Consider the following 20467-nt stretch of genomic DNA (forward strand, 5'->3'; position numbering starts at 1 on the left):
TTGCGATAGATTGTTCTATCAGTGGAACGATGAACTTTATGCAAGACCTCAACGACATGCTGTATTTCGCTGAAGTGGTGGAGCGCGGGGGCTTTGCAGCCGCCGGCCGGGCCCTCGGCATTCCCAAGTCCCGGCTGTCGCGGCGCGTGTCGGACCTGGAAACCCACCTGGGCGTGCGCCTGCTGCAGCGCACCACCCGAAAGCTGTCTTTGACGGAAGTCGGCGAGGCCTACCTGCGCCATTGCCAGGCCATGCGCGAGTCGGCGCAGGCGGCGGCGGACACCGTGGCCCAGGTGCAGACAGCGCCGCGCGGCACCATCCGCGTGAGCTGTCCGGTGACCCTGGCGCAGACCGTGCTGGCCGAACTGATGCCCAAGTTCCTGGCCACCTACCCGGAGGTGCGCGTGGAGATCATGGTGAGCAACCGCGCCGTCAATCTGGTGGAGGAGGGCGTCGACGTGGCGCTGCGGGTGCGTCCGTCGGTGGAGGACAGCGGCAGCATGGTGGTCAAGCGGCTGGACCACGCCACGCAGATCCTCGTGGCCAGCCCCGAGCAGCTCATCCGCCAGGGCACCCCTGAAACGCTGGAAGACCTGTCGCGCCTGGACAGCATCGCCATGTCGGCGCCCGACGGGCGCTCCACCTGGAACCTGATCGGCCCCGGCGGCGTGCACCAGGTGGTGCACCACGCGCCGCGCTACGTCGCCGACGACCTGCTCACGCTCAAGATCGCGGCCATGGCCGGCACCGGCATCTGCTGGATGCCGGACTACATGTGCTACGACGAGATCCGTGCCCGCCGCCTGGTGCGCGTGCTGCCCGACTGGGCACCGCTGCCCGCCATCGTGCATGCCGTCTTTCCGTCGCGCCGCGGCCTGTCGCCCGCGGTGCGCCGGTTTCTGGACTACCTGGGCGAGGCCATGCCGGGCCGCAGCAGTCAGGTCACACGGCAGGCAATGGACGGCGTGGACGGCTCCAACATCTGATGGGTGCGCACGTGGACCTGGAAAAGGCAAGGCTCGGCGCGGTGGACTGGGCGGGCATCTCGGTCCGCCAGGCGTGCGGTAGCGACGCCGCATCGCTCATCGCCATCATGGACGACGCCACGCTCTACAAGGTCGAGCGTGGAGACCTGGCCTGGGGGCCGCGCGGCGACTCCGCCCGCCGCGTGGCCGGCGCCATCGAGCGTGGTGAGATGCATGTGGTGAGCCACGCGGGGCAGGACATCGGCACGGCGTGCATCCAGTGGGACGATGCAACCTACTGGGGCCCCCAGCCGCCCGTGGCGGGTTACCTGCACGGCCTGGCCATCCACAGCGCCTGTCGCGGCGCAGGCATCGGCCACGGGATCATCGAGTGGGCGCTGCGCCATGTGTCGGCGCAAGGCAGGGGCTGGCTGCGGCTCGATTGCTCCGCAGGCAACCCTGGCCTGTGCCGCTACTACGAGCGGTGTGGTTTCGTGCGGGTGGGCGAGCAGGTTTTTGCCAGCGGCCATGTCGCGGCGCTGTACCAGCGTGCGGCGGACCTTTCTGCAGCCGCGCCACGATAGGGCCACGCCCCCGGTCCAGCGCCTGCCTGACACCGAGGTTCGTGCCAGCGCCCAGTTTTGGCGCCACAATGCAACCAATTGAAACTGAGTGGGACGCCGCGCACAACCGTGCGCGCTGCCCGGTACGCGCCTTGACTTCAGCCCACCCCATCGACCAGCACATCCGGCAGGTGCGCATGCACCCGTCCGTGCGGGCCATCGTGATTCCTCCGTGCCCGGAGTCGCTCCTGCGGCTGCAGGCCATCATGGCCGAGCCGGAGATCGACGCCGATGCGCTCGATCAGCTGGCCTCTTCCGACGTGGCCATGGCGGCGGCGTTGATCCGCCTGGCCAACAGCCCGCTGCACGCGCTGGCGCAGCCGGTGCAAACCGTGGGCATGGCGCTCACGGTGCTGGGCTTGCACCCGTCGGTGGAGCTGCTGTCGGCCTTCATCACCCGCAACGCGCTGCTGGTGCGCTCGCCGCTGCTCGACCATTTCTGGGAGAGCTCGCAGCGCCGCGCCATCGCCTGCGAGCACATCGGCCGCCAGCTCTACAGCTTCGACCCCGGCCTGGGCTACAGCTTCGGGCTGTTCTGCCATGTGGGCATGCCGGTGCTGGTGAAGGCGGTGCGCGGCTACGGGTCCACCGTGACCGAAGCACTGGCCCGCAGGGACCGCACCTTCACCCAGACCGAAAACGCCAACCACCGCACCGACCACGCGGTGATGGGCGCGATCGTGGCCCGCACCTGGCATCTGCCCGGCGACGTGGCGCAGGCCATCTGGCTGCACCACGACTTTGCGTGCCTGGGCGACGAGCGCTTCAACCCCACGGTGCGCCATCTGGTGGCGCTGGGGATGCTGGCCGAGTACCTGGTCAACCACCACGACAACCTGCCGCCCACGCGGGAATGGCAGGATCACGGCCAGGCCTGCATGGACCACCTGGCGGTCCCGCCGGAAGAGCTGGACCACTGGATCGACGAGCTGCACCCAGCGTTTGAGGCCGTGCGGTTCTAGGAGCCAGTCAGGGCCCCGCGTCGATCCGGTCTGCGATGCGCATGTGGCCCAGGCGCCGTGCTTGCTGCGCGGCAGTCAGGCCTGCCTGGTCTGCCAGTGCGCGATTGGCACCCAGGGCCATGATCCGCTGAACTGTCTCCGCCTGGCCGTTGGCGGCGGCCAGCATCAGCGCCGTTTTGCCCGTGCCGTCGCGGGCGTCGATGGGCGCGCCTTGCTGCACCAGTTGCTCTACGCGCTGGGCACGGCCCTCACGCGCCGCCTGGCGCAACGCCTGTGCCAACGCGTCGCGGTGCTCGCCGGCGGCGCTGGGCTTGGCTGCTGCGGCACCGGCCGCAACGCCCGCGGTAGCCGCATTGTTGCTTTGCTGGCTACGGGCAGGAGGCGCTTCGGGGGCTGCCTGGGCGGCAGGCGCCGGTGCGGACACGGACGCGTTTGCCGGCGCAGGTGCCTCGGCAGATCGCGCAGCATCCCGGGCGGCAGGCATGCGTTGCGCGGTGGCCCGCTCGCGCAATGTTTCAGGCGCGGCGGAGGGGTGGGGCGGACCTGCAGGCGGCGACGGTGACGGCTGCGGCGACTGCACGGGTGCTGGCGCAGGCGCGGTCTGCGGTGCCACAGCGCCATCGGTCACCAGCGGCGCGGGCGCGTGCAGCCGGGGTGCTGCTGCGTTGCTGCCTGGCTCTCGCCGGGCGGACTCGGCCTCGGTGGCCGCAGGGGCAGGGGCCGACTTGGCCTGCGGCCTAGGGGGTGTCTCTGCCGGGTCCACCCGTTCTTGGGCTGCGCGTTGGGCAGCACGTCTTTGCTGGTCCACAGCGCGGTCCTGCGTTGCCTGGGAGGGCGCTGCCGTGGGCGGTGGAGGCGCCGGGACAACGTTGGCATCCGCCGCCGCAGAAGGCGCGGTGGGTGGCGAGGTGGGTGGCGAGGTGGTTGGTGCTGCAGGTTCAGGCGCGGGTAACTCCGCGGGGGGCGTTGCGGCCACCTGGCGCTCGCCGAATGCCACTTCGCGTTCTTCGGGCGTTCCGCGCTGAAACTGCAGCAGCAGCAAACCGGTCAGGCCCATCACCGCCACAGTGGCCAGGGCCGACAGCTTCCAGTACGACTGGTTCGCGGCGGCGCGCCCCGGTGCGGCTGTGGTCGGCGACGGCGCTGCAGCGGCAGACGCCGAGCCTGAGGCCGCAGCAGCAGCCGCCAGCATCTGGGCATGCGCACGCACGGCATCGCGGACCTGCGCGCCGGGGCGGGCATCGTCCTGGGCGCTGGCTTGGCGGTACCGCTCGGTCAGCTCGTCGTGGTCCGGCGCGCTCATGCAAACTCCTGCAGATGCTGGCGAAGGCTGGCCCGCGCATAGCGCAGGCGGCTCTTGGCCGTTTCAAAATGGACACCGGTGGCTTGTGCAATCTCCTGCACGCTCAGGTCGCCTTCGGCCTGCAGCAAAAAGGCCTCGCGCTGCTCGAAGGGCAACTGCTCCACCGCAGCGATCAGGGCGGCGGCCTGCTCGCGGGACTGCAGCTGGCGCACGGGTCCGAAGCCGGAGTCGGCGGCCAGCGTGTCCGCCAGGCTGCGCTCCGTGTCGTCGTTGGCATCGAGGCTCAGGTGCTGCCGGGCGGTTCGGAGATGGTCCACCAGACGGTTGTGCGCCAGGGTGAACAGCCAGGTGCGGAACCGGGCGGTGGCCTGGTAGCCGCCCGCACTGCGCGCCACGGCAAACCAGACATCCTGCAGCAGGTCGTCGGCCACCGCCTGGACCTTCACGCTGCGATAGACAAACCGCCACACCGCCAGCTCGTGCCGGCCGTACAGCGTGTCGAAGGCGCCCATATCTCCGGCGGCAAAACGCTGCATCAGCGTTTCGTCGGCGTTGTCGGCATCGTCGGAGGAGGGGGCGGTCGGCACCCGCGCATTATGCGAGGCGCCCATTCACCGTCGGCGCGTCGCGTGGCAGGCCGGCATGCACCGGCTGCGGCCCGCGGGCCGTTCAATGCGGGTCGGGCACATACGACACGTTGTCCGACTGCGGGAATGCGCGGGGCGACGGTGCGCGCGCTGGCTGCTCGCGGATCACGCCGCTGGCCACCAGGTTGGCGCGGCTGTCGTAGCGGATGCTGATCACCTCGTTGGGCTGGTCCTGCAGGCGCGTGAAGGTGGTGTGCGACACGACCGAGGTCTCGCGCTGGCCATGGGCGGTGCCGAGCCGGAGCGAGGGTGCCGGCATCGACTTGGCCACGCTGCTGTTGGCGGACCGCTGCTCCGACAGTGCGGATGGCCCCGCAGCGGAGGAGTCGGCTTCTGCGGTCGGGGCAGGCGCCGCCGCTGCAGGCGGCGGGGGCAGGGCACCGGCAGAGGGCATGCTGCGCTGCAGCTCGGCGCTGTCGCGTGCCTCGCGCCGCTGGCGGTAGGGCTCGGGCGTGATGGACGGCACCGCCACCGGCTGCTGTTCACGGAACAGCGCCACCCCGATCACGCCCACGTTGGCTGGACGGCCCGTGCGGCCGGCATAGGAATTGGCGATGCTCGAAAATTCGAACGCTGCCACCTCGCTGCTGCTCTTGCGCCAGCCGGTGATCTGGTAGCGCTCGTACGGCGAGAACACGTACCCGCGCTGGTCCCAGGCCGCGGTCTCGCCGCTGAGCACGTTGACACCGTCCACCGACGGCACGGCCAGCAAGCGCTCCCCGCTGCGGTTGTGCACCGTGACGGCATAGCGCGCCCCCGGGCGGCCCGCCACCCAGTACTCGCCCTTGGCGTAATGCACCGGCAGCGTGGCCCCGGTGTCGCGGTCCACGATGGTGATGTCGGCCAGGCGGCCGACGGCATGTGCCGGCGCGCTGGCCAGCGTCAGCACGGCAGTCAGGGCCGCAAGTGCGGCGTGGGTGATTACGGGGAGGGGGAATGCACCGGTTGTCATGGCAGCTCCATCAAAGGGGTTGTTGGTGCTAGGTGAAACGAACGGGGCGGGCGAATGGGGTTAAGCGGCGCTGAAAAATTTCAAAATTTTTTCCAAAGTTCAGGATGCAGGGCCTGCTTGTGCCTGTGCGTGTGCCTGGGCGGCGAGGCCATGGCGCCGCCGCAGCCGGCCATTGCGCCCGTTAGCATGGGGTGCATGCTGTCTGCCAAACCCTACCTCCAGAGCGCCTGCATCCGCCCGGATGCAGCCATCGACTATGACACCTACCCCTACAACATCCCCGCCATCCGCGAGTTGGGCCGGCTGGAGTTTCACCCGGACGTGACGTTCTTCGTGGGTGAAAACGGCTCGGGAAAGTCGACGCTGCTGGAGGGCATTGCCCTGGCCCTCGGTTACAGCCCCGAGGGCGGCACCCGCAACTTTCAGCTGGCCACCGCGGGGTCCGAGTCGTCGCTGCATAAGGTGCTGCGGCTCGCGCGCAGCTACCGCGCGCCGAAGGATGGCTACTTTCTGCGGGCCGAGAGCTTCTTCAATGTCGCCACCTACATGGACGAGGTGGGTTACCTGGACTCCTATGGCGGCAAGTCGCTGCATGCCCGCTCGCACGGCGAAGCCTTCATGGCACTGCTCACCCACAAATTCCAGGGCAAGGGCCTGTACCTGCTGGACGAACCCGAGTCCGCGCTGTCGCCCAATCGGCAGCTGGCTGCGCTGGCGGCCATCCACCGGTTGGTCGAGGACAAGTCGCAGTTCATCATCGCCACGCACTCGCCCATCCTGCTGTCTTACCCGAACGCCAAGATCATCCAGTTCGACGGCGGCGGCTTGTCCGAAGTCGCATTCGAGGACACCGAGCACTACGTGGTGACGCACGACTTCCTGAACAACTATCGGGATCGGCTCCAGCGCCTGCTCGCAGGGTGACAGGCTTTTGGCGAGCCCGCTTTATAGACCTTTTGGCGATTAAGTAAGAGCTATATATTCGTTTGGGTTTTAAAGATCGGCTCGCAGAATGCTCCATCAGACATTGAAGGAGCACATTCCATGGCCACCCTGCGACTCGGCGATACCGCCCCCGACTTCACCCAGGAATCCACTGCCGGCACCATCCGCTTTCACGAATGGGCGGGTGATTCGTGGGTGGTGCTGTTCTCGCACCCCGCCGACTTCACGCCCGTCTGCACCACCGAACTGGGCAAGACGGCCGCTCTGGGCGGCGAGTTTGCCAAGCGCCGCGTTTTGCCCATCGCCGTGAGCGTGGATCCGGTCGATTCGCACAACCGCTGGGTGGGCGACATCAACGAGACGCAGAACACCACCGTCAACTTCCCCATCCTGGCCGATGCGGACAAGAAGGTGGCAGACCTCTACGACATGATCCACCCCAACGCATCGACCACGGTCACGGTGCGCAGCGTGTTCATCATCGACCCCAAGAAGGTCATCCGCACCACCTTCACCTACCCCGCCAGCACGGGCCGCAACTTCGACGAGATCCTGCGCGTCATCGACTCGCTGCAGCTGACCGACAGCCACAAGGTGGCCACGCCCGCCAACTGGAAGGACGGCGACGACGTGATCATCGTGCCCAGCCTGCAGGACCCGGCCGAGATCGCGCAGCGCTTCCCTAAGGGCTTCAAGGCCGTGCGCCCCTACCTGCGCATCACGCCGCAGCCCAACAAGTAAGCGGCAGAAGACACAAACCACAACCACAGGGCAGGGCCGCGGCGCAACGCTGCGGCAGGCCCTCTGATCTTCGTGACCACGACCTCCATCATCATCGTTCCTGGCTGGCGCGACTCGGGCCCCGGCCACTGGCAGAGCCTGTGGGCCGAGCGCCTGCCGCATGCCAGCCGCGTGGTGCAGGACGACTGGATCACGCCGACGCGCGCGGCCTGGGTGGGCCAGCTGGAAAAAACCGTGCTCGCCGCGCCCCACCCGGTGGTGATCGTGGCGCACAGCCTGGGCTGCATTGCCACCAGCCACATCGGCCCCGAGGCGGCTGCCCGCGTGTGCGGCGCACTGCTCGTGGCCCCGGCCGACCCGGAGCGCCGCGCAGTGCTGAGCGACTTTGCGCCGGTGCCGTATGCGGCACTGCCGTACCGCAGCATCGTGGTGGCGAGCAGCAACGATCCGTACTGCCCCATCCGCCTGGCGGGCGCCTATGCGCGTGCCTGGGGCAGCGAATTCGTGCGCATGCAGAACGCGGGGCACATCAACATCGAATCCGGCCATGGCGAATGGCCTTTGGGCTGGGCGCTGCTCCAGTCGCTGGAGGGTGAACCCGCCCTCCGGGCCCAGGCCGCCCAGCCGGCCCCGCAGCACGCGCAAGCGTCTTCGGCCGCGCAGTAGACTGATAGCTATCAATTTTGTAGCTGCTGGCGCTTGTCCCGCAAGCGCTAGAGGGGCTTTGGGCTGCGAGCGCAGTCCTGGCACCCGCCATGCATCAGCAGCGGCTTTCGTCCGCCCACCGGCCATAGAAAATCTATATGCCAATAGCTGATTATTTAACAAGAATATATTCTTTTGAGTTTTAAGTGCTTGCTCCGCACAATGGAGCATCTCCAGTACCAGCACCTTCGGGCGAAGCGACCATGACCTCTTTAAAACTCAAGACTCTCCTGGCCTCCCTGGCCCTGGCTGCCAGCGGCATGGCCGCCGCGCAGAACTCGCTGCTCAATGTCTCGTACGACGTGGCGCGCGAGTTCTACAAGGACTACAACGCCGCCTTCACCGCCCACTACAAGAAGACGACCGGCCAGGACATCAAGATCGACCAGTCGCACGCTGGCTCCAGCGCCCAGGCGCGCGCCGTGAACGACGGCTTGGCGGCTGACGTGGTCACCATGAACACGACCACCGACGTGCAGTTCCTGGCCGACAACGGCGTGGTGGCCAAGGACTGGACCAAGAAATTCCCGCACGACGCATCGCCCACCACCTCGACCATGCTGTTCCTGGTGCGCAATGGCAACCCCAAGGGCATCAAGGATTGGGAAGACCTCATCAAGCCCGGCGTGCAGGTGATCGTGGTGAACCCCAAGACCGGCGGCAACGGCCGCTACGCCTACCTGGCTGCCTGGGGCGCCATCCGCGAAAAGGGCGGCACCGAAGCGCAGGCGGCCGAGTTCGTCGGCAAGCTCTACAAGAACGTGCCCGTGCTGGCCAAGGGCGGGCGCGATGCCACCGCCACCTTCCTGCAGCGCAACCAGGGCGACGTGCTGATCACGTTCGAGTCCGAAGTGGTCTCCATCGACCGCGAGTTCGGCGCCGGCAAGGTCGATGCGATCTACCCGTCGGTGAGCGTGGTGGCCGAAAACCCCGTGGCCGTGGTCGAACGCACCGTGGCCAAGAAGGGAACGGCCCAGCTGGCCAAGGCGTACCTGGACTACCTGTACTCTGACGAAGCCCAGGAAATCGCCGCCAAGCACGCCATCCGCCCGCGTTCGGAAGCCGTGCTCAAGAAGTACGCCGACACCTTCAAGCCGCTCAAGCAGTTCACAGTGGCCAAGTACTTCGGCTCGCTGACCGAAGCGCAGAAGGTGCACTTCAACGACGGCGGCCAGTTCGACAAGATCTACACGCCCGGCGCCAAGTAAGCCAGCGCGTTTCGTCTCTACCTCCGCACTTATGACCACCGCAACTGCAGTGGCCGCAGCCCCGGCCGGACGGCGCGCGCCCAAACGCGTGCTGCCCGGCTTTGGGCTGACCCTGGGCTACACGCTTTTCTATCTGAGCATCATCGTGCTGATCCCGCTGTCGGCACTGATCTTCAAGACCTTCACCCTGACCTGGGAGCAATTCTGGGCTGCCATCAGCGCGCCGCGCGTGATGGCGTCATACCGCCTCACCTTCGGCGCCTCGTTCCTGGCGGCGCTGGTCAACCTGGTGTTCGGCCTGCTGATCGCCTGGGTGCTGGTGCGCTACAAGTTTCCCGGCAAGAAGATTGTGGACGCGCTGGTGGACCTGCCGTTTGCGCTGCCCACCGCCGTGGCCGGCATCTCGCTGACCGCCTTGCTGGCCGGCAATGGCTGGGTCGGCAGCATCCTGGAGCCCATGGGCATCCAGCTGGCGTTCAAGCCCGCGGGCATCGTGATCGCGCTGATCTTCATCGGCCTGCCTTTCGTGGTACGCACCGTGCAGCCGGTGCTGGAAGACGCTGAAAAAGAGCTGGAAGAAGCCGCCACCTGCCTCGGGGCCACGCGCCTGCAAACCTTCACCAAGGTCATCCTGCCCTCCATCACCCCCGCGCTTCTCACCGGCTTTGCCATGGCGTTCGCGCGGGCGGTGGGGGAGTACGGCTCGGTGATCTTCATCGCCGGCAACATGCCCATGGTGTCTGAGATCACGCCGCTCATCATCATCGGCAAGCTCGAGCAGTACGACTACGCCGGCGCCACCGCCGTGGCGGTGGTCATGCTGGTCATCTCGTTCATCCTGCTGCTCATCATCAATGCGCTGCAGGCCTGGCAGCGACGCCACGCAGGGGCTCCAGCATGAGCGGCAACAACTCCCGGACCATCCGCCGCGCACAGGCCGGTACGACCGAAGCGCCCTGGGTCCGCTACACGCTGATCACCATCGCGCTGGCCTTCATGCTGCTGTTCCTGGTGCTGCCGCTGGCCGCCGTGTTCGCCGAGGCCTTGCGCAAGGGCTTCGGGGCCTACCTCGAAGGCCTGCGCGAGCCCGACGCCTGGGCGGCCATCAAGCTCACGCTGATCACCGCCGCCATCGCGGTGCCGCTGAACCTCGTGTTCGGCGTCGCGGCCGCCTGGTGCATTGCCAAGTACGAGTTCAGGGGCAAGGCGTTCCTGACCACGCTGGTGGACCTGCCGTTTTCCGTCTCTCCCGTGGTGGCCGGCCTGATCTACGTGCTGATGTTCGGCGCGCAGGGCTGGTTCGGCCCCTGGCTGCAGGCGCATGACATCAAGATCATCTTCGCCGTGCCGGGCATCGTGCTGGCCACGGTGTTCGTGACCTTCCCGTTCATCGCGCGCGAACTGATCCCGCTGATGCAGGCCCAGGGCAACGACGAGGAGCAGGCCGCCATCGTGCTGGGCGCCACCGGCTGGCAGACCTTCTGGTACGTGACGCTGCCCAACATCAAGTGGGGCCTGCTGTACGGCGTGATTTTGTGCAATGCGCGGGCCATGGGCGAGTTCGGTGCGGTGTCCGTCGTGTCGGGCCACATCCGTGGGCAGACCAACACCATTCCGCTGCACGTCGAAATTCTCTACAACGAGTACCAGTCCGTGGCCGCGTTCGCCGCTGCATCGCTGCTGGCCTTGCTGGCCCTGGTCACGCTGGTCATCAAGACCATTGCCGAACACCGCAACGAGCAGGCGCAGAAGGCGGCTGCCGAATTGCCCCCCGAGCGGCCCACACCTGCGCCCGCCGCCCGCTGAAGGAACAAGACCATGAGCATTGAAATCCGTAACGTCAGCAAGCAGTTCGGCGACTTCCACGCGCTGCGCGACGTGAGCCTGGACATCGCCTCCGGCGAACTCATCGCGCTGCTCGGCCCCTCGGGCTGCGGCAAGACCACGCTGTTGCGCATCATCGCGGGCCTGGAGACGGCCGATGTCGGGACCATCCACTTCAGCGGCGAAGACACCACCGATGTGCACGTGCGCGAGCGCAACGTGGGCTTCGTGTTCCAGCACTACGCGCTGTTTCGCCACATGACCGTGTTCGAGAACGTGGCCTTCGGCCTGCGCGTGAAGCCCCGCGGCGAGCGCCCGAGCGAGGCGCAGATCAAGCAGAAGGTGACCGACCTGCTCAAGCTCGTGCAGCTCGACTGGCTGGCCGACCGCTACCCTTCGCAGCTGTCCGGCGGCCAGCGCCAGCGCATCGCGCTGGCCCGCGCGCTGGCGGTGGAGCCCAAGGTGCTGCTGCTCGACGAGCCCTTCGGCGCTTTGGACGCCAAGGTGCGCAAGGAGCTGCGCCGCTGGCTGCGCCGCTTGCACGACGAGCTGCACGTGACCAGCATCTTCGTCACCCACGACCAGGAAGAGGCCCTGGAGGTGGCCGACCGCGTGGTCGTGATCAACCAGGGCCGCATCGAGCAAAGCGGCTCGCCCCAGCAGGTGTGGGACCAGCCCGCGAGCCCCTTCGTCTACGGCTTCCTGGGCGATGTGAACCTGTTCCATGGCCGTGCCCACGAAGGCCTGGTGCACCTGGACGGCATGCAGATCGACTCGCCCGAACACCAGACCGCGCAGAACGCCAAGGCCTTTGCCTACGTGCGCCCGCACGACCTGGATGTGCAGCGCTACTCGCCCGGCGCAGGGCTTGATGCCGAAGGCCGCCCGCGCGGCATCGTGGCGCAACTGAGCCGCGCCATCGTCGTGGGCCCCATCGCGCGGCTGGAACTTATTCCATCCGACGATCACAAACCAGCGGACAATGCGTCCCCGGACCACTTGATCGAAGCGCAGATCCCTGCGCAGCAGTTCAAGGAGATGGGTTTCAAAGAGGGTGAAACGCTGGTGGTGACACCGCGCCGCGCCCGGGTTTTTCTGGACCACGCCGCGGGGATTTGATTCCCCCCTGAGTCGCCTTCGGCGCCATCCCCCTGTGGGGGACGCACCCGGTGGACTGGCGGAGCCAGATCCACGGGTGCACTGGCGCGGACCGTGCCCGTTTCACCGGCGGCACCGTTTGCAACGGCTTATTGGATGAGGGATAAAAAATGAATTGGTTGACCGCGAACCCGCGCCGTGTGCTGGCACTGATCAGCGCTGCCTGCGTGGCCATGCTGGCTTTTGGCATGTACCTGCAGCATGTGGTGGGCCTGGAGCCTTGCCCCATGTGCATCGTTCAGCGCTACGCACTGATCGGCGTTGCCATCTTCACAGGCCTGGCCGCCGCGCGCGACTCGCGCGGCTGGTGGATGTCGATGGCGGGCATCGCCGTCATCGCCTCCGGCTTCGGTGCCTTTGTGGCAGCCCGCCAGAGCTGGCTGCAGTGGTACCCGCCCGAAGTCGCCACCTGCGGCCGCGACTTCTACGGCATGATCGAAAACTACCCCATCAGCCGCGCCATCCCCATGATCTTCCGCGGCTCGGGCGACTGCGCCGCGATCGACTGGACCTTCCTGGGCGGCTCGATTGCCAACTGGTCGTTCGTCTGCTTCGTGGGTTTTGCCGTGGTGCTGCTGGCGTTGCTGGCGCGCGGCCTTCAGGGCGGTCGCCGCGGCGGGTCCGCCTACTCGACGGTGTGATGCCGTTGCGGTTGCACTAGGTTTCGTAAAAAAGGGCGCTCCTCGGAGCGCCTTTTGCATGGGCCTGGCCTTTGCGCCTAGTTCAAAGGCTTTTCTTCGGTGGGCACAGGGGCCGCCTCATCCGGTACTTTGGGAGTGTCGGACGCGTGATGTTCCATGGGCGTCTTCTTGCCGGGCTGCGGCGTCTTGTCGGCGCCGGGAGCGATCTCCTCGTTGTTGTGCTTCTTGGCTTGCTGGACTTTCTTGTCGTGGGCAATGTTGCGAGGGTCGGTCATCAAGGTGCTTTCTGTGGTGAAGCACCATCCTTGTGCCGCAACACAACGCCAGGGGTAGGACAACCGGACGTTGGCGTGCAGTGCCGCGATAGCGCGGTTGAGAGGCGGTTCGGGCAACAGTACTGCGATTGACCGGAGGGCCAGGAGATCCTGGAGCACCCTGCGTTGTGATCGACTTGCGCGCGCTCGCTGTGCCGTCGTCCGGCGCTAGGGCGCTGGCTCTGCCGGAAACACCACCCCCAGCGTCCCGTCCACCCACGCCGGCAGCTTGTCCATCACGCGGGCCAGCAGCAGCGCCGCCTGCCAGTGCGCCAGCCAGGCCTGCAGATGGGGCCAGGGCTGGGCGTCCCACCACGGTGCATCGATCGCCGCGAACTGGCGCACGAACGGGCCGATGGCCATGTCGGCCAGCGCCGCATGGGTGCCGAACAGGTGGGGCCGGGTGGACAGGCGTGCGTCCAGCAGGCCCAGCCAAGCCGTGGCTTTGGCACGCTCGGCGTCGATCTCGGTGTCCGGGTAGCGGCTGGGGTACTTGCACCGGTCGAGCGCGTGTTTGAACGGGCCATCGCATTCTGCAATCAGCGCCAGCATGTCTTGCAGATTGCCATCGCTCGGTGCCAGCCAGGCGCCGGGGTCGCGCCGCTGCAGGGCCCACAGCATGATGTCCAGGCTCTGGTCCAGCACCTGTCCGTCCGCCAGCACCAGCACGGGCACGGTCGCTTTGGGCGAGGCCTGCAGCAGGCCCTGGGGCTTGCTGCGCAATACCACCTCGCGCAATTCGCAGACCTGGCCGCTGACGGCCAGCGCCAGCCGCGCGCGCATGGCATACGGGCAGCGGCGAAAGGAGTAGAGAACGGGCAGGGCGCTCACGGGGGGCTGTCCTCGCCAGCCACCCCACCTGTCACTTCGCCAGTCGGCTCGTCCGCGACGAGGCGCCGCGCCGGGTTGCCCGGCTGGCGTGCGCCCAGATGGGCTTCGCCGCGTTGGTCCGCCAGGTCCATCTGGCGCTGGCGCTCGGCCAAGGCGCGTTCCTGCTCTGGCGTGCGGGTGCCGTGGCAATAGGGGCAACTCACGCCGCGCGCGTAGTGTGGGGACTGCAATTCGGCCTCGCCCAGCGGCATGCGGCAGGACCGGCACAGCTGGTGGTGGCCGCGCACCAGGCCGTGGCCCACCGACACGCGCTCGTCGAACACGAAGCAGTCGCCCTGCCAGCGGCTGGCGTCCTCGGGCACGGTTTCCAGGTATTTGAGGATGCCGCCTTCGAGGTGGAAGACCTCCTCGAACCCCTGCGACTTGAGCAGCGCGGTGGACTTCTCGCAGCGGATGCCGCCGGTGCAGAACATGGCCACGCGCGGCTTGCCGGCCAGTACGCCGCCCGGTTGCGACTGCGCGGCCACCCAGGCCGGAAACTCCGCAAAGCTGCTGGTGTGCGGGTTGACGGCACCCTGGAAGGTGCCGATGCCCACTTCGTAGTCGTTGCGCGTGTCGACCACCACCACGCCGGGGTCGTCGATGAGCGCGTTCCAGTCCTCGGGCTTCACATAGGTACCCGCGTTGCGCGCCGGGTTCAGGCCCGGCACGCCCAGGGTGACGATCTCGCGCTTCAAGCGCACGCGCATGCGGTAGAACGGCAGGCGCTCCGCATGCGCCTCCTTGTGCTGCAGGGCGGCGAACCGCGGGTCGCTGCGCAGCCAGGCCAGCACGGCGTACACGCCCTGCGGTTCGCCCGCGATGGTGCCATTGATGCCCTCGGGCGCCAGCAGCAGCATGCCGCGCACGCCGTGTGTGTCGCACAGGGACTGCAAGGGCTCGCGCAGGTCTGCAAAGTCCGGCAGGTCGACGAACTGGTAGAGGGCGGCAGTGAGAAAGCGGGGTGTGACCGAGTCCACAAAAATAGCGGGAGGGATGGGAAAAGGAAGGGGCAGGGGGCTGATGATAGCGGTCACTTTTCGTTACGATGTGCGTTGGGGCGCGCACGGCACGCTCTCACCACCGCGGGACGCAGGGCTTTTATGGGCAAGGAATCCACAGTCAACCTCTTTCGCCGGCTGGAGCAGCTCAACGGCATCGGCGCCGCGCTGTCGCGCGAGCGGGACATCGACCGGCTGCTGGAGAACATCCTGGAGGCCGCCAAGGCCATCACCGGCGCCGATGGCGGCACGCTCTACAGCGTGACGGACGACGGCACGGCGCTCAAGTTCGAGATCCTGCGCACGGATTCGCTCGGCATCCGCCTGGGCGGCACCACGGGCAAGCCCATCGACTTTCCGCACCTGCCGCTGCGCCACGCCGACGGCTCGCCCAATGATTCGCTGGTGGCCGCGCACGCCGCCATCCACGACCGCACGGTGAACATTGCCGATGCGTATGCCGCGGCGGGGTTCGACTTCTCGGGCACGCGGGCGTTCGATGCGCGCACCGGCTACCGCTCGCGCTCGTTCCTGACCGTGCCGATGAAGAACCACGACCATGAGCTCATCGGCGTGCTGCAGCTCATCAACCCGCACGACCCGGACACCGGCGACGTCACCACGTTCTCGGAGGCAGACCAGAGCCTGGCGGAGTCGCTGGCATCGCAGGCCGCCATTGCGCTCACCAACCGGCTGCTCATCACGCAGCTGGAGCGGCTGTTCGAATCGTTCGTGAACCTCATCAACCTGGCCATCGACGAAAAGTCCCCCTACACCGGCGGCCACTGCCAGCGGGTGCCGGCGCTCACCATGATGCTGGCCGAAGCCGTGAACGCCACGCAGAGCGGCCCGCTGGCCGGCTTCAGCATGAGCGACCGCGACCGGTACGAGCTCAAGATGGCCGGCCTGCTGCACGACTGCGGCAAGATCACCACCCCCGTGCACGTGGTGGACAAGGCCACCAAGCTGCAGACCCTGTACGACCGCATCGGCGTGGTGGACACCCGCTTCGAGGTGCTCAAGCGCGATGCCGAGCTGGCCGCGCTGCGCCGCCAGCTGGCGCTGCGCCCGGTGGTGGACGCGCGCGCCGAGGGCCAGGAGCTGCTGGGCCTGCAGCACGAGATCCAGGCGCTGGAAGAAGACCGCGACTTCCTGCGCCGCTGCAATACCGGCAGCGAAGCCATGCGGGCCGAAGACCAGCAGCGCGTGCGCGACATCGCCGCCCTGCGGCACTGGCGCAACCCGCAGGGCGTGCAGACCAGCTTTCTGACCGCCGAAGAGGTGGAGAACCTCACCATCCGCTCCGGCACCCTGAACCAGGCCGAGCGCGACACCATCAACTACCACATCGTCGCCACCATCAAGATGCTGGAGACGCTGCCCTGGCCCCGGCACCTGAAGAACGTGCCCGAGTACGCGGGCGGCCACCACGAGCGCATGGACGGCAAGGGCTACCCCCGCGGCCTCACGCGCGATCAGATGTCGCTGCAGGCCCGCATGATGGGCATCGCCGATATCTTCGAGGCACTGACCGCGGCCGACCGGCCGTACAAAAGCGGCATGACGCTGTCGCAGGCGCTGGCGATCATGTGCCGCATGCGGGACAACGGGCACATCGACCCAGACCTGTTCGAGGTGTTCGTGCGCGAAGGGGTATACCTGCGCTACGGCCAGGAATTTCTCGACGCCGGCCAGGTGGATGGGGTGGACATCGCGGCGCTGGGGTTTGCGTAGCGCCGGCTTGGCCGCCTGACCCCGTCCGTGGACCGTGGAACGAACGCCTGCGCCACCCTGCCAATGCCAATGCCAATGCCGCTGCACGTCTGAACGCCCCCGCGCCTCGGGCTTGTCTCCACCTCTGGCAAGGGAATCATTTGCTATATTTTTAATAGCTATTGGCGCCCGTCCAGAGAGCGATAGCTGCCTTTTTTATTCCAATTCATCGGTCTCGCTGCCCGCCTGGGCCATCAACCAGTCGCAGAAGGCCGCCATGGCGCCGGTGGCCGGGCGTGACTGCAGCCGCGTGATCCAGTAAGAGCCGCGCTGCAGCTCCTGCGGGAACGGCCGCACCAGCCGCCCCTGGCGCAGCTCGCGCGTGAACATGCGCACCGGCAGCAGGGCCATGCCGGCGCCCTGCGCAGCGGCCTCGGCCAGCGTGAGCGACGAGTCGAACACGGCGCCGCGCACCACCGGGCAGGGCGCGCCCGCCGCGTCGAACCATGCCGCCCATTCGTCGGCGCGATAGCTGCGCAGCAGTGGCTGGCGCGCCAGGTCGGCAGCGGTGCGCAGGCCGTGGGCCAGGGCGGGGGTGCACATCACCGACATCGGCGCGTCCATGATGCGTTCGGCGTGCGTGCCATGCCAAGCGCCGTCGCCAAACCGGATCGCTAGGTCCAGCCCTTCGCCGGCCATGTCCACCCGGTTGTTGTGGGTGAGCAGGCGCAGGTCCACGAACGGGCACGCCGCCTGAAAGTCGCGCAGCCGGGGCAGCAGCCAGCCGACGGCGAACGTGCCCACGGCGCCCACGGTCAGCACCTCGCGCGGGCGGGTGTCGCCCAGCTTCTCCAGCGCCCGCGCCAGGTTGGCGAACGACTCCACCACCACGGGCAGCAGCGCCTGGCCCTCGTCCGTCAGCGCCAGGCCGCGCGGCAGGCGGCGAAACAGCGGCTTGCCCAGGCGGTCTTCGAGCTTGCGGATGTGCTGGCTCACCGCGGTCTGGGTGACGTGCAGCTCCTCGGCCGCACGGGTGAGGTTCAGGTGGCGCGCCGAGGCTTCGAAGGCGCGCAGGGCGTTCAGTGGCAGGTGCATTGCGAAGGCTGAGGGCGGATCACACAACTCGGCGCAACGGGTCGGGCCAGTCGCTGCGATGCGGGCAGTGCGGTAGTACCGGGACCCGGGCGCCGCAGTGACGCCGAAAGAGTTGTGTGTGCCGATCCAAGTTTTTGTTGGGGCTGGCGGCAATTATTGTCGATGGTGCTGCGGGCCCGGAGTCCTTATCGTTCAGGCCTTGTTTCCACTTCACTCCCCATTTTTATGCAAAGACGACAGTTTTCCTTGGGCTTGATGGCCGCTGCAGCGGTACCTCTGTGGGGTTGTGCCGGCGCCGGCAATGCCGCCGGCGGGCCGGGTCGCGCTGCCGGCGGCCACAGTGCGCGGGCCTGGAACGACACCCTGGCCGGCATCGAACGCACCGCCCAGGGCCGCCTCGGTGTGGCCATGCTCGACACCGGCACGGGCCTGGCGCTGGGCTGGCGCCAGGACGAGCGTTTTGCCATGGCCAGCACCTTCAAGGCGGTGCTGGCGGGCTGGATGCTGGCGCTGGTGGACCAGGGCAAGGAGCGCCTGGATGCGCGCGTGCACTACGCCGCGGCCGATGTGGTGGCGTATTCACCCGTCAGCGGCCCCCGCGCAGGCGACGGTGGCGGCCTGACGGTGGGCGAGCTGTGCGCCGCCACCGTGAGCCTGAGCGACAACACCGCCGCCAACGTGCTGCTGGCGCGCCACGGCGGGCCGGCCGGGTTGACCGCCTTCGTGCGGTCGCTGGGCGACGGCACCACCCGGCTGGACCGCACCGAGCCCACGCTGAACGAAGCCAAGGTGGGCGACCCGCGCGACACCACCACGCCGCTGGCCATGCTGCAGACCTTGCAGAAACTGGTGCTGGGCGACGTGCTCACCCCCGCGTCACGCGCCTGGCTGCAGCGCTGGCTGTTGGAGACCAGCACCGGCGGCAAGCGCCTGCGCGCCGGCGTGCCGGGCTGGAAGGTGGGGGACAAGACGGGCACCACCGACAGCGGCACCTCCAACGACATCGCTGTGATGTGGCCGCCGGGCGGAGGTGCGCCGGTGGTGGTGACCTGCTACGTCACCGCGTCGACTGCGTCGTCTGAACAGCGCGATGCGGCGATCGCGCAGGTGGCGCGTGCGGTGGTGGCGGCCAGGCAGGGGTAGCTGTCAGTCTTGGTCGAGCCTCAGCCACAGCTCCACCGCTCGGGCTGGGTCTAGGCCGCCACCGACCGTTCGCGCTAGGGCTCAGCCGCCACCGACCGTTCGGGCTGAGCCTGATCACCTCCCCACCGTTCGGCCTGAGCCTGTCGAAGCCTTGCGCGGCGCTTCGACGGAGCTCAGCGTGAACGGATGTGAGGTTGCCGTGCTCTATGGTCACCCCAACTGAATACCGCAAACCGCAAACCGCAAACCAAAAACTCAGAGCTTCTTCACCAGCACCTGGCTCCTGCGGTCCCAGTTGTACTTGCGCTTGCGGGCATCCGGCAGCCAGTCCGGGTCCACCGGCTGGAACCCGCGCTTGATGAACCAGTGCATGGTGCGGGTGGTCAGCACGAAGATGCTGTCCAGCCCCAGGATGCGGGCGCGCTGCTCGATGCGCTTGAGCAGCTTTTCGCCGTCGCCCGTGCCCTGGCTTTGGGGCGACACGGTCACCGCGGCCATTTCGGCCGTCCGGGCTTCGGGGTAGGGGTAGAGCGCTGCGCAGCCAAAGATCACGCCGTCGTGTTCGATGATGGTGTAGGTGGCGATGTCGCGCTCGATCTCGGTGCGGTCGCGCTTGACCAGCGTGCCGTCTTTTTCGAACGGCTCGATCAGTTGCAGGATGCCGCCCACGTCGTCGATGGTGGCCTCGCGCAGCTCTTCGAGCTTTTCGTCGATGACCATGGTGCCGATACCATCGTGCACGTACACCTCCAGCAGCAGCGACCCGTCCACCGCAAACGGCAGGATGTGGCTGCGCTCCACGCCGGCCTTGCAGGCCTTCACGCAGTGCTGCAGGTAAAAACCGGTGTCGGTGGGCGTTTGCGCCTCGGGCAGCGTGGCCAGCAGGGCCTGCGCGGCGGCCAGCGGCAGCTCGGTGTCGATAGGGTTGTCTTCGCTCTCGGGCTCGTTCGGCTGCATGCGGATGCCGGGCACCTCGGTCAAGAAGATCAGCTTGTCCGCGCGCAGCTCGATGGCCACGCTGGTGGCCACTTCTTCCATGCTCAGGTTGAAGGCCTCGCCCGTGGGCGAGAAGCCGAACGGCGACAGCAGCACCAGCGCTCCCATGTCCAGCGTGCGCTGGATGCCCGCCACGTCCACCTTGCGCACCAGGCCCGAGTGCTGAAAGTCCACCCCGTCCACGATGCCCACGGGCCGCGCCGTGAGGAAGTTGCCCGAGATCACCCGCACCGTCGCACCCGCCATGGGCGTGTTGGGCAGGCCCTGGCTGAACGCGGCCTCGATCTCGTAGCGCAGCTGGCCCGCAGCCTCCTGCGCGCAGTCGAGCGCCACCGAGTCGGTGATGCGGATGCCGTGCGAATACTTGGCGGCGTGCCCCTTGGCTGCCAGTTGCTCGTTCACCTGCGGGCGAAAGCCGTGCACCAGCACGATCTTCACGCCCATGGCCTGGATCAGCGCCAGGTCCTGCGCCAGGCTGTGCAGCTTGCCCGCCGCAATCGCCTCGCCCGTGAGGCCGATCACGAACGTCTGGTTGCGAAACTTGTGGATGTACGGCGCGACCGAGCGGAACCAGGGCACGAAGGTGAAATTGAAAACGGCGGACATGGCGGGTGGTGTGTGAAAGCCTGCGGTGTAAATCCGCTGTAGGCGCGCATCATAA

At 67.6% G+C, this 20467-nt stretch carries 21 protein-coding genes; 13 read left to right on the top strand and 8 right to left on the bottom strand.

Going from position 1 to position 20467, the window contains the following annotated elements:
• Positions 1–38: 38 nt before the first annotated feature.
• From ACSQ3D_RS07920 to ACSQ3D_RS07930, 3 genes are all read left to right on the top strand, one after another.
• Positions 39–986, top strand: coding sequence for a LysR family transcriptional regulator (locus ACSQ3D_RS07920; protein ID WP_056412580.1), 948 nt, complete (start codon positions 39–41; stop codon positions 984–986).
• Complete coding sequence (locus tag ACSQ3D_RS07925) at positions 986–1549, top strand: GNAT family N-acetyltransferase (RefSeq protein ID WP_056412577.1); 564 nt, start codon at positions 986–988, stop codon at positions 1547–1549. Before ACSQ3D_RS07920 ends, ACSQ3D_RS07925 begins: the two co-directional genes overlap by 1 nt.
• A gap of 131 nt (positions 1550–1680) precedes the next feature.
• Positions 1681–2550, top strand: a complete 870-nt coding sequence (locus ACSQ3D_RS07930) for an HDOD domain-containing protein (protein WP_056412575.1) — start codon at positions 1681–1683, stop codon at positions 2548–2550.
• 7 nt (positions 2551–2557) lie between these two features.
• Here the strand turns inward: ACSQ3D_RS07930 and ACSQ3D_RS07935 are convergent, their stop codons facing one another.
• Genes ACSQ3D_RS07935 through ACSQ3D_RS07945 form a run of 3 tightly spaced genes read right to left on the bottom strand, consistent with a single transcriptional unit; the run spans position 2558 to position 5452 of the window.
• The gene (locus ACSQ3D_RS07935) at positions 2558–3853 is read right to left on the bottom strand and encodes an ankyrin repeat domain-containing protein (RefSeq protein WP_436126498.1); all 1296 of its coding nucleotides are present in this window, start codon (positions 3851–3853) and stop codon (positions 2558–2560) included.
• Positions 3850–4464 (bottom strand): sigma-70 family RNA polymerase sigma factor, encoded by a 615-nt coding sequence (locus tag ACSQ3D_RS07940; RefSeq protein WP_056168434.1) that lies wholly within the window; start codon positions 4462–4464, stop codon positions 3850–3852. The genes ACSQ3D_RS07935 and ACSQ3D_RS07940 overlap by 4 nt, the downstream gene beginning before the upstream one ends.
• Positions 4465–4522: 58 nt before the next feature.
• Positions 4523–5452, bottom strand: coding sequence for a hypothetical protein (locus ACSQ3D_RS07945; protein WP_436126499.1), 930 nt, complete (start codon positions 5450–5452; stop codon positions 4523–4525).
• 195 nt (positions 5453–5647) lie between these two features.
• On the opposite strand from ACSQ3D_RS07945, the gene ACSQ3D_RS07950 reads away from it, so the two are divergent.
• The 8 genes from ACSQ3D_RS07950 (at position 5648) to ACSQ3D_RS07985 (ending at position 12674) form a co-directional block, all read left to right on the top strand.
• Positions 5648–6376 (top strand): AAA family ATPase, encoded by a 729-nt coding sequence (locus ACSQ3D_RS07950; protein WP_436126500.1) that lies wholly within the window; start codon positions 5648–5650, stop codon positions 6374–6376.
• A gap of 120 nt (positions 6377–6496) precedes the next feature.
• Positions 6497–7138 carry a peroxiredoxin gene (locus ACSQ3D_RS07955; RefSeq protein WP_056412561.1) on the top strand — a complete coding sequence of 214 codons (642 nt, stop codon included), beginning with the start codon at positions 6497–6499 and terminating at the stop codon, positions 7136–7138.
• 72 nt (positions 7139–7210) lie between these two features.
• Entirely contained in the window at positions 7211–7804 is a 594-nt protein-coding gene (locus ACSQ3D_RS07960) for an RBBP9/YdeN family alpha/beta hydrolase (RefSeq protein ID WP_056412558.1), read from the top strand.
• A 242-nt stretch (positions 7805–8046) separates the two neighbouring features.
• Entirely contained in the window at positions 8047–9051 is a 1005-nt protein-coding gene (locus ACSQ3D_RS07965; protein ID WP_056412555.1) for a sulfate ABC transporter substrate-binding protein, read from the top strand.
• A gap of 31 nt (positions 9052–9082) precedes the next feature.
• Positions 9083–9952 carry a sulfate ABC transporter permease subunit CysT gene (gene cysT / locus ACSQ3D_RS07970; protein ID WP_436126501.1) on the top strand — a complete coding sequence of 290 codons (870 nt, stop codon included), beginning with the start codon at positions 9083–9085 and terminating at the stop codon, positions 9950–9952.
• Entirely contained in the window at positions 9949–10857 is a 909-nt protein-coding gene (gene cysW / locus ACSQ3D_RS07975) for a sulfate ABC transporter permease subunit CysW (RefSeq protein ID WP_056412549.1), read from the top strand. The genes cysT and cysW overlap by 4 nt, the downstream gene beginning before the upstream one ends.
• A gap of 12 nt (positions 10858–10869) precedes the next feature.
• Positions 10870–11994, top strand: a complete 1125-nt coding sequence (locus tag ACSQ3D_RS07980) for a sulfate/molybdate ABC transporter ATP-binding protein (RefSeq protein WP_056412545.1) — start codon at positions 10870–10872, stop codon at positions 11992–11994.
• A 149-nt stretch (positions 11995–12143) separates the two neighbouring features.
• Entirely contained in the window at positions 12144–12674 is a 531-nt protein-coding gene (locus tag ACSQ3D_RS07985) for a disulfide bond formation protein B (RefSeq protein ID WP_396505929.1), read from the top strand.
• A 77-nt stretch (positions 12675–12751) separates the two neighbouring features.
• On the opposite strand, the gene ACSQ3D_RS07990 is transcribed toward ACSQ3D_RS07985, so the two are convergent.
• The 3 genes from ACSQ3D_RS07990 to trhO form a co-directional block, all read right to left on the bottom strand.
• Complete coding sequence (locus ACSQ3D_RS07990) at positions 12752–12949, bottom strand: hypothetical protein (RefSeq protein ID WP_056168460.1); 198 nt, start codon at positions 12947–12949, stop codon at positions 12752–12754.
• 207 nt (positions 12950–13156) lie between these two features.
• Positions 13157–13819, bottom strand: coding sequence for a glutathione S-transferase (locus tag ACSQ3D_RS07995; RefSeq protein WP_436126502.1), 663 nt, complete (start codon positions 13817–13819; stop codon positions 13157–13159).
• On the bottom strand, positions 13816–14838 hold the full coding sequence (gene trhO / locus ACSQ3D_RS08000; protein ID WP_436126503.1) for an oxygen-dependent tRNA uridine(34) hydroxylase TrhO: 1023 nt from the start codon (positions 14836–14838) through the stop codon (positions 13816–13818). The genes ACSQ3D_RS07995 and trhO overlap by 4 nt, the downstream gene beginning before the upstream one ends.
• A gap of 123 nt (positions 14839–14961) precedes the next feature.
• Between trhO and ACSQ3D_RS08005 the strand changes: the two genes are divergently transcribed.
• Complete coding sequence (locus ACSQ3D_RS08005) at positions 14962–16593, top strand: HD family phosphohydrolase (RefSeq protein ID WP_056412529.1); 1632 nt, start codon at positions 14962–14964, stop codon at positions 16591–16593.
• A gap of 195 nt (positions 16594–16788) precedes the next feature.
• Here ACSQ3D_RS08005 and ACSQ3D_RS08010 read toward each other — a convergent pair whose 3' ends face one another.
• Entirely contained in the window at positions 16789–17667 is an 879-nt protein-coding gene (locus ACSQ3D_RS08010; protein WP_056412527.1) for a LysR family transcriptional regulator, read from the bottom strand.
• 225 nt (positions 17668–17892) lie between these two features.
• On the opposite strand from ACSQ3D_RS08010, the gene blaACA reads away from it, so the two are divergent.
• Entirely contained in the window at positions 17893–18810 is a 918-nt protein-coding gene (gene blaACA, locus ACSQ3D_RS08015) for an ACA family class A beta-lactamase (RefSeq protein ID WP_436126504.1), read from the top strand.
• Between the two features lie 255 nt (positions 18811–19065).
• Here blaACA and argA read toward each other — a convergent pair whose 3' ends face one another.
• A complete protein-coding gene (gene argA / locus ACSQ3D_RS08020) occupies positions 19066–20412 on the bottom strand; it encodes an amino-acid N-acetyltransferase (protein WP_056168478.1) in 1347 nt (448 codons plus the stop codon).
• Positions 20413–20467 lie beyond the last annotated feature (55 nt).

Origin of the sequence: Acidovorax sp. LjRoot117, from assembly GCF_964252695.1 — a bacterium.
In the GTDB taxonomy this organism is placed as follows: Bacteria; Pseudomonadota; Gammaproteobacteria; order Burkholderiales; family Burkholderiaceae_C; genus Acidovorax.

Coding starts and splice junctions, on each gene's coding strand:
- ACSQ3D_RS07925 (WP_056412577.1), top strand. CDS start 986: ATGGGTGCGCACGTGGACCTGGAAAAGGCAAGGCTCGGCGCGGTGGAC.
- blaACA (WP_436126504.1), top strand. CDS start 17,893: ATGCAAAGACGACAGTTTTCCTTGGGCTTGATGGCCGCTGCAGCGGTA.
- ACSQ3D_RS07965 (WP_056412555.1), top strand. CDS start 8,047: ATGACCTCTTTAAAACTCAAGACTCTCCTGGCCTCCCTGGCCCTGGCT.
- ACSQ3D_RS07985 (WP_396505929.1), top strand. CDS start 12,144: ATGAATTGGTTGACCGCGAACCCGCGCCGTGTGCTGGCACTGATCAGC.
- ACSQ3D_RS07935 (WP_436126498.1), bottom strand. CDS start 3,853: ATGAGCGCGCCGGACCACGACGAGCTGACCGAGCGGTACCGCCAAGCC.
- cysW (WP_056412549.1), top strand. CDS start 9,949: ATGAGCGGCAACAACTCCCGGACCATCCGCCGCGCACAGGCCGGTACG.
- ACSQ3D_RS07980 (WP_056412545.1), top strand. CDS start 10,870: ATGAGCATTGAAATCCGTAACGTCAGCAAGCAGTTCGGCGACTTCCAC.
- cysT (WP_436126501.1), top strand. CDS start 9,083: ATGACCACCGCAACTGCAGTGGCCGCAGCCCCGGCCGGACGGCGCGCG.
- ACSQ3D_RS07940 (WP_056168434.1), bottom strand. CDS start 4,464: ATGGGCGCCTCGCATAATGCGCGGGTGCCGACCGCCCCCTCCTCCGAC.
- ACSQ3D_RS07990 (WP_056168460.1), bottom strand. CDS start 12,949: ATGACCGACCCTCGCAACATTGCCCACGACAAGAAAGTCCAGCAAGCC.
- ACSQ3D_RS07920 (WP_056412580.1), top strand. CDS start 39: ATGCAAGACCTCAACGACATGCTGTATTTCGCTGAAGTGGTGGAGCGC.
- ACSQ3D_RS08005 (WP_056412529.1), top strand. CDS start 14,962: ATGGGCAAGGAATCCACAGTCAACCTCTTTCGCCGGCTGGAGCAGCTC.
- ACSQ3D_RS08010 (WP_056412527.1), bottom strand. CDS start 17,667: ATGCACCTGCCACTGAACGCCCTGCGCGCCTTCGAAGCCTCGGCGCGC.
- ACSQ3D_RS07955 (WP_056412561.1), top strand. CDS start 6,497: ATGGCCACCCTGCGACTCGGCGATACCGCCCCCGACTTCACCCAGGAA.
- ACSQ3D_RS07950 (WP_436126500.1), top strand. CDS start 5,648: ATGCTGTCTGCCAAACCCTACCTCCAGAGCGCCTGCATCCGCCCGGAT.
- ACSQ3D_RS07945 (WP_436126499.1), bottom strand. CDS start 5,452: ATGACAACCGGTGCATTCCCCCTCCCCGTAATCACCCACGCCGCACTT.
- argA (WP_056168478.1), bottom strand. CDS start 20,412: ATGTCCGCCGTTTTCAATTTCACCTTCGTGCCCTGGTTCCGCTCGGTC.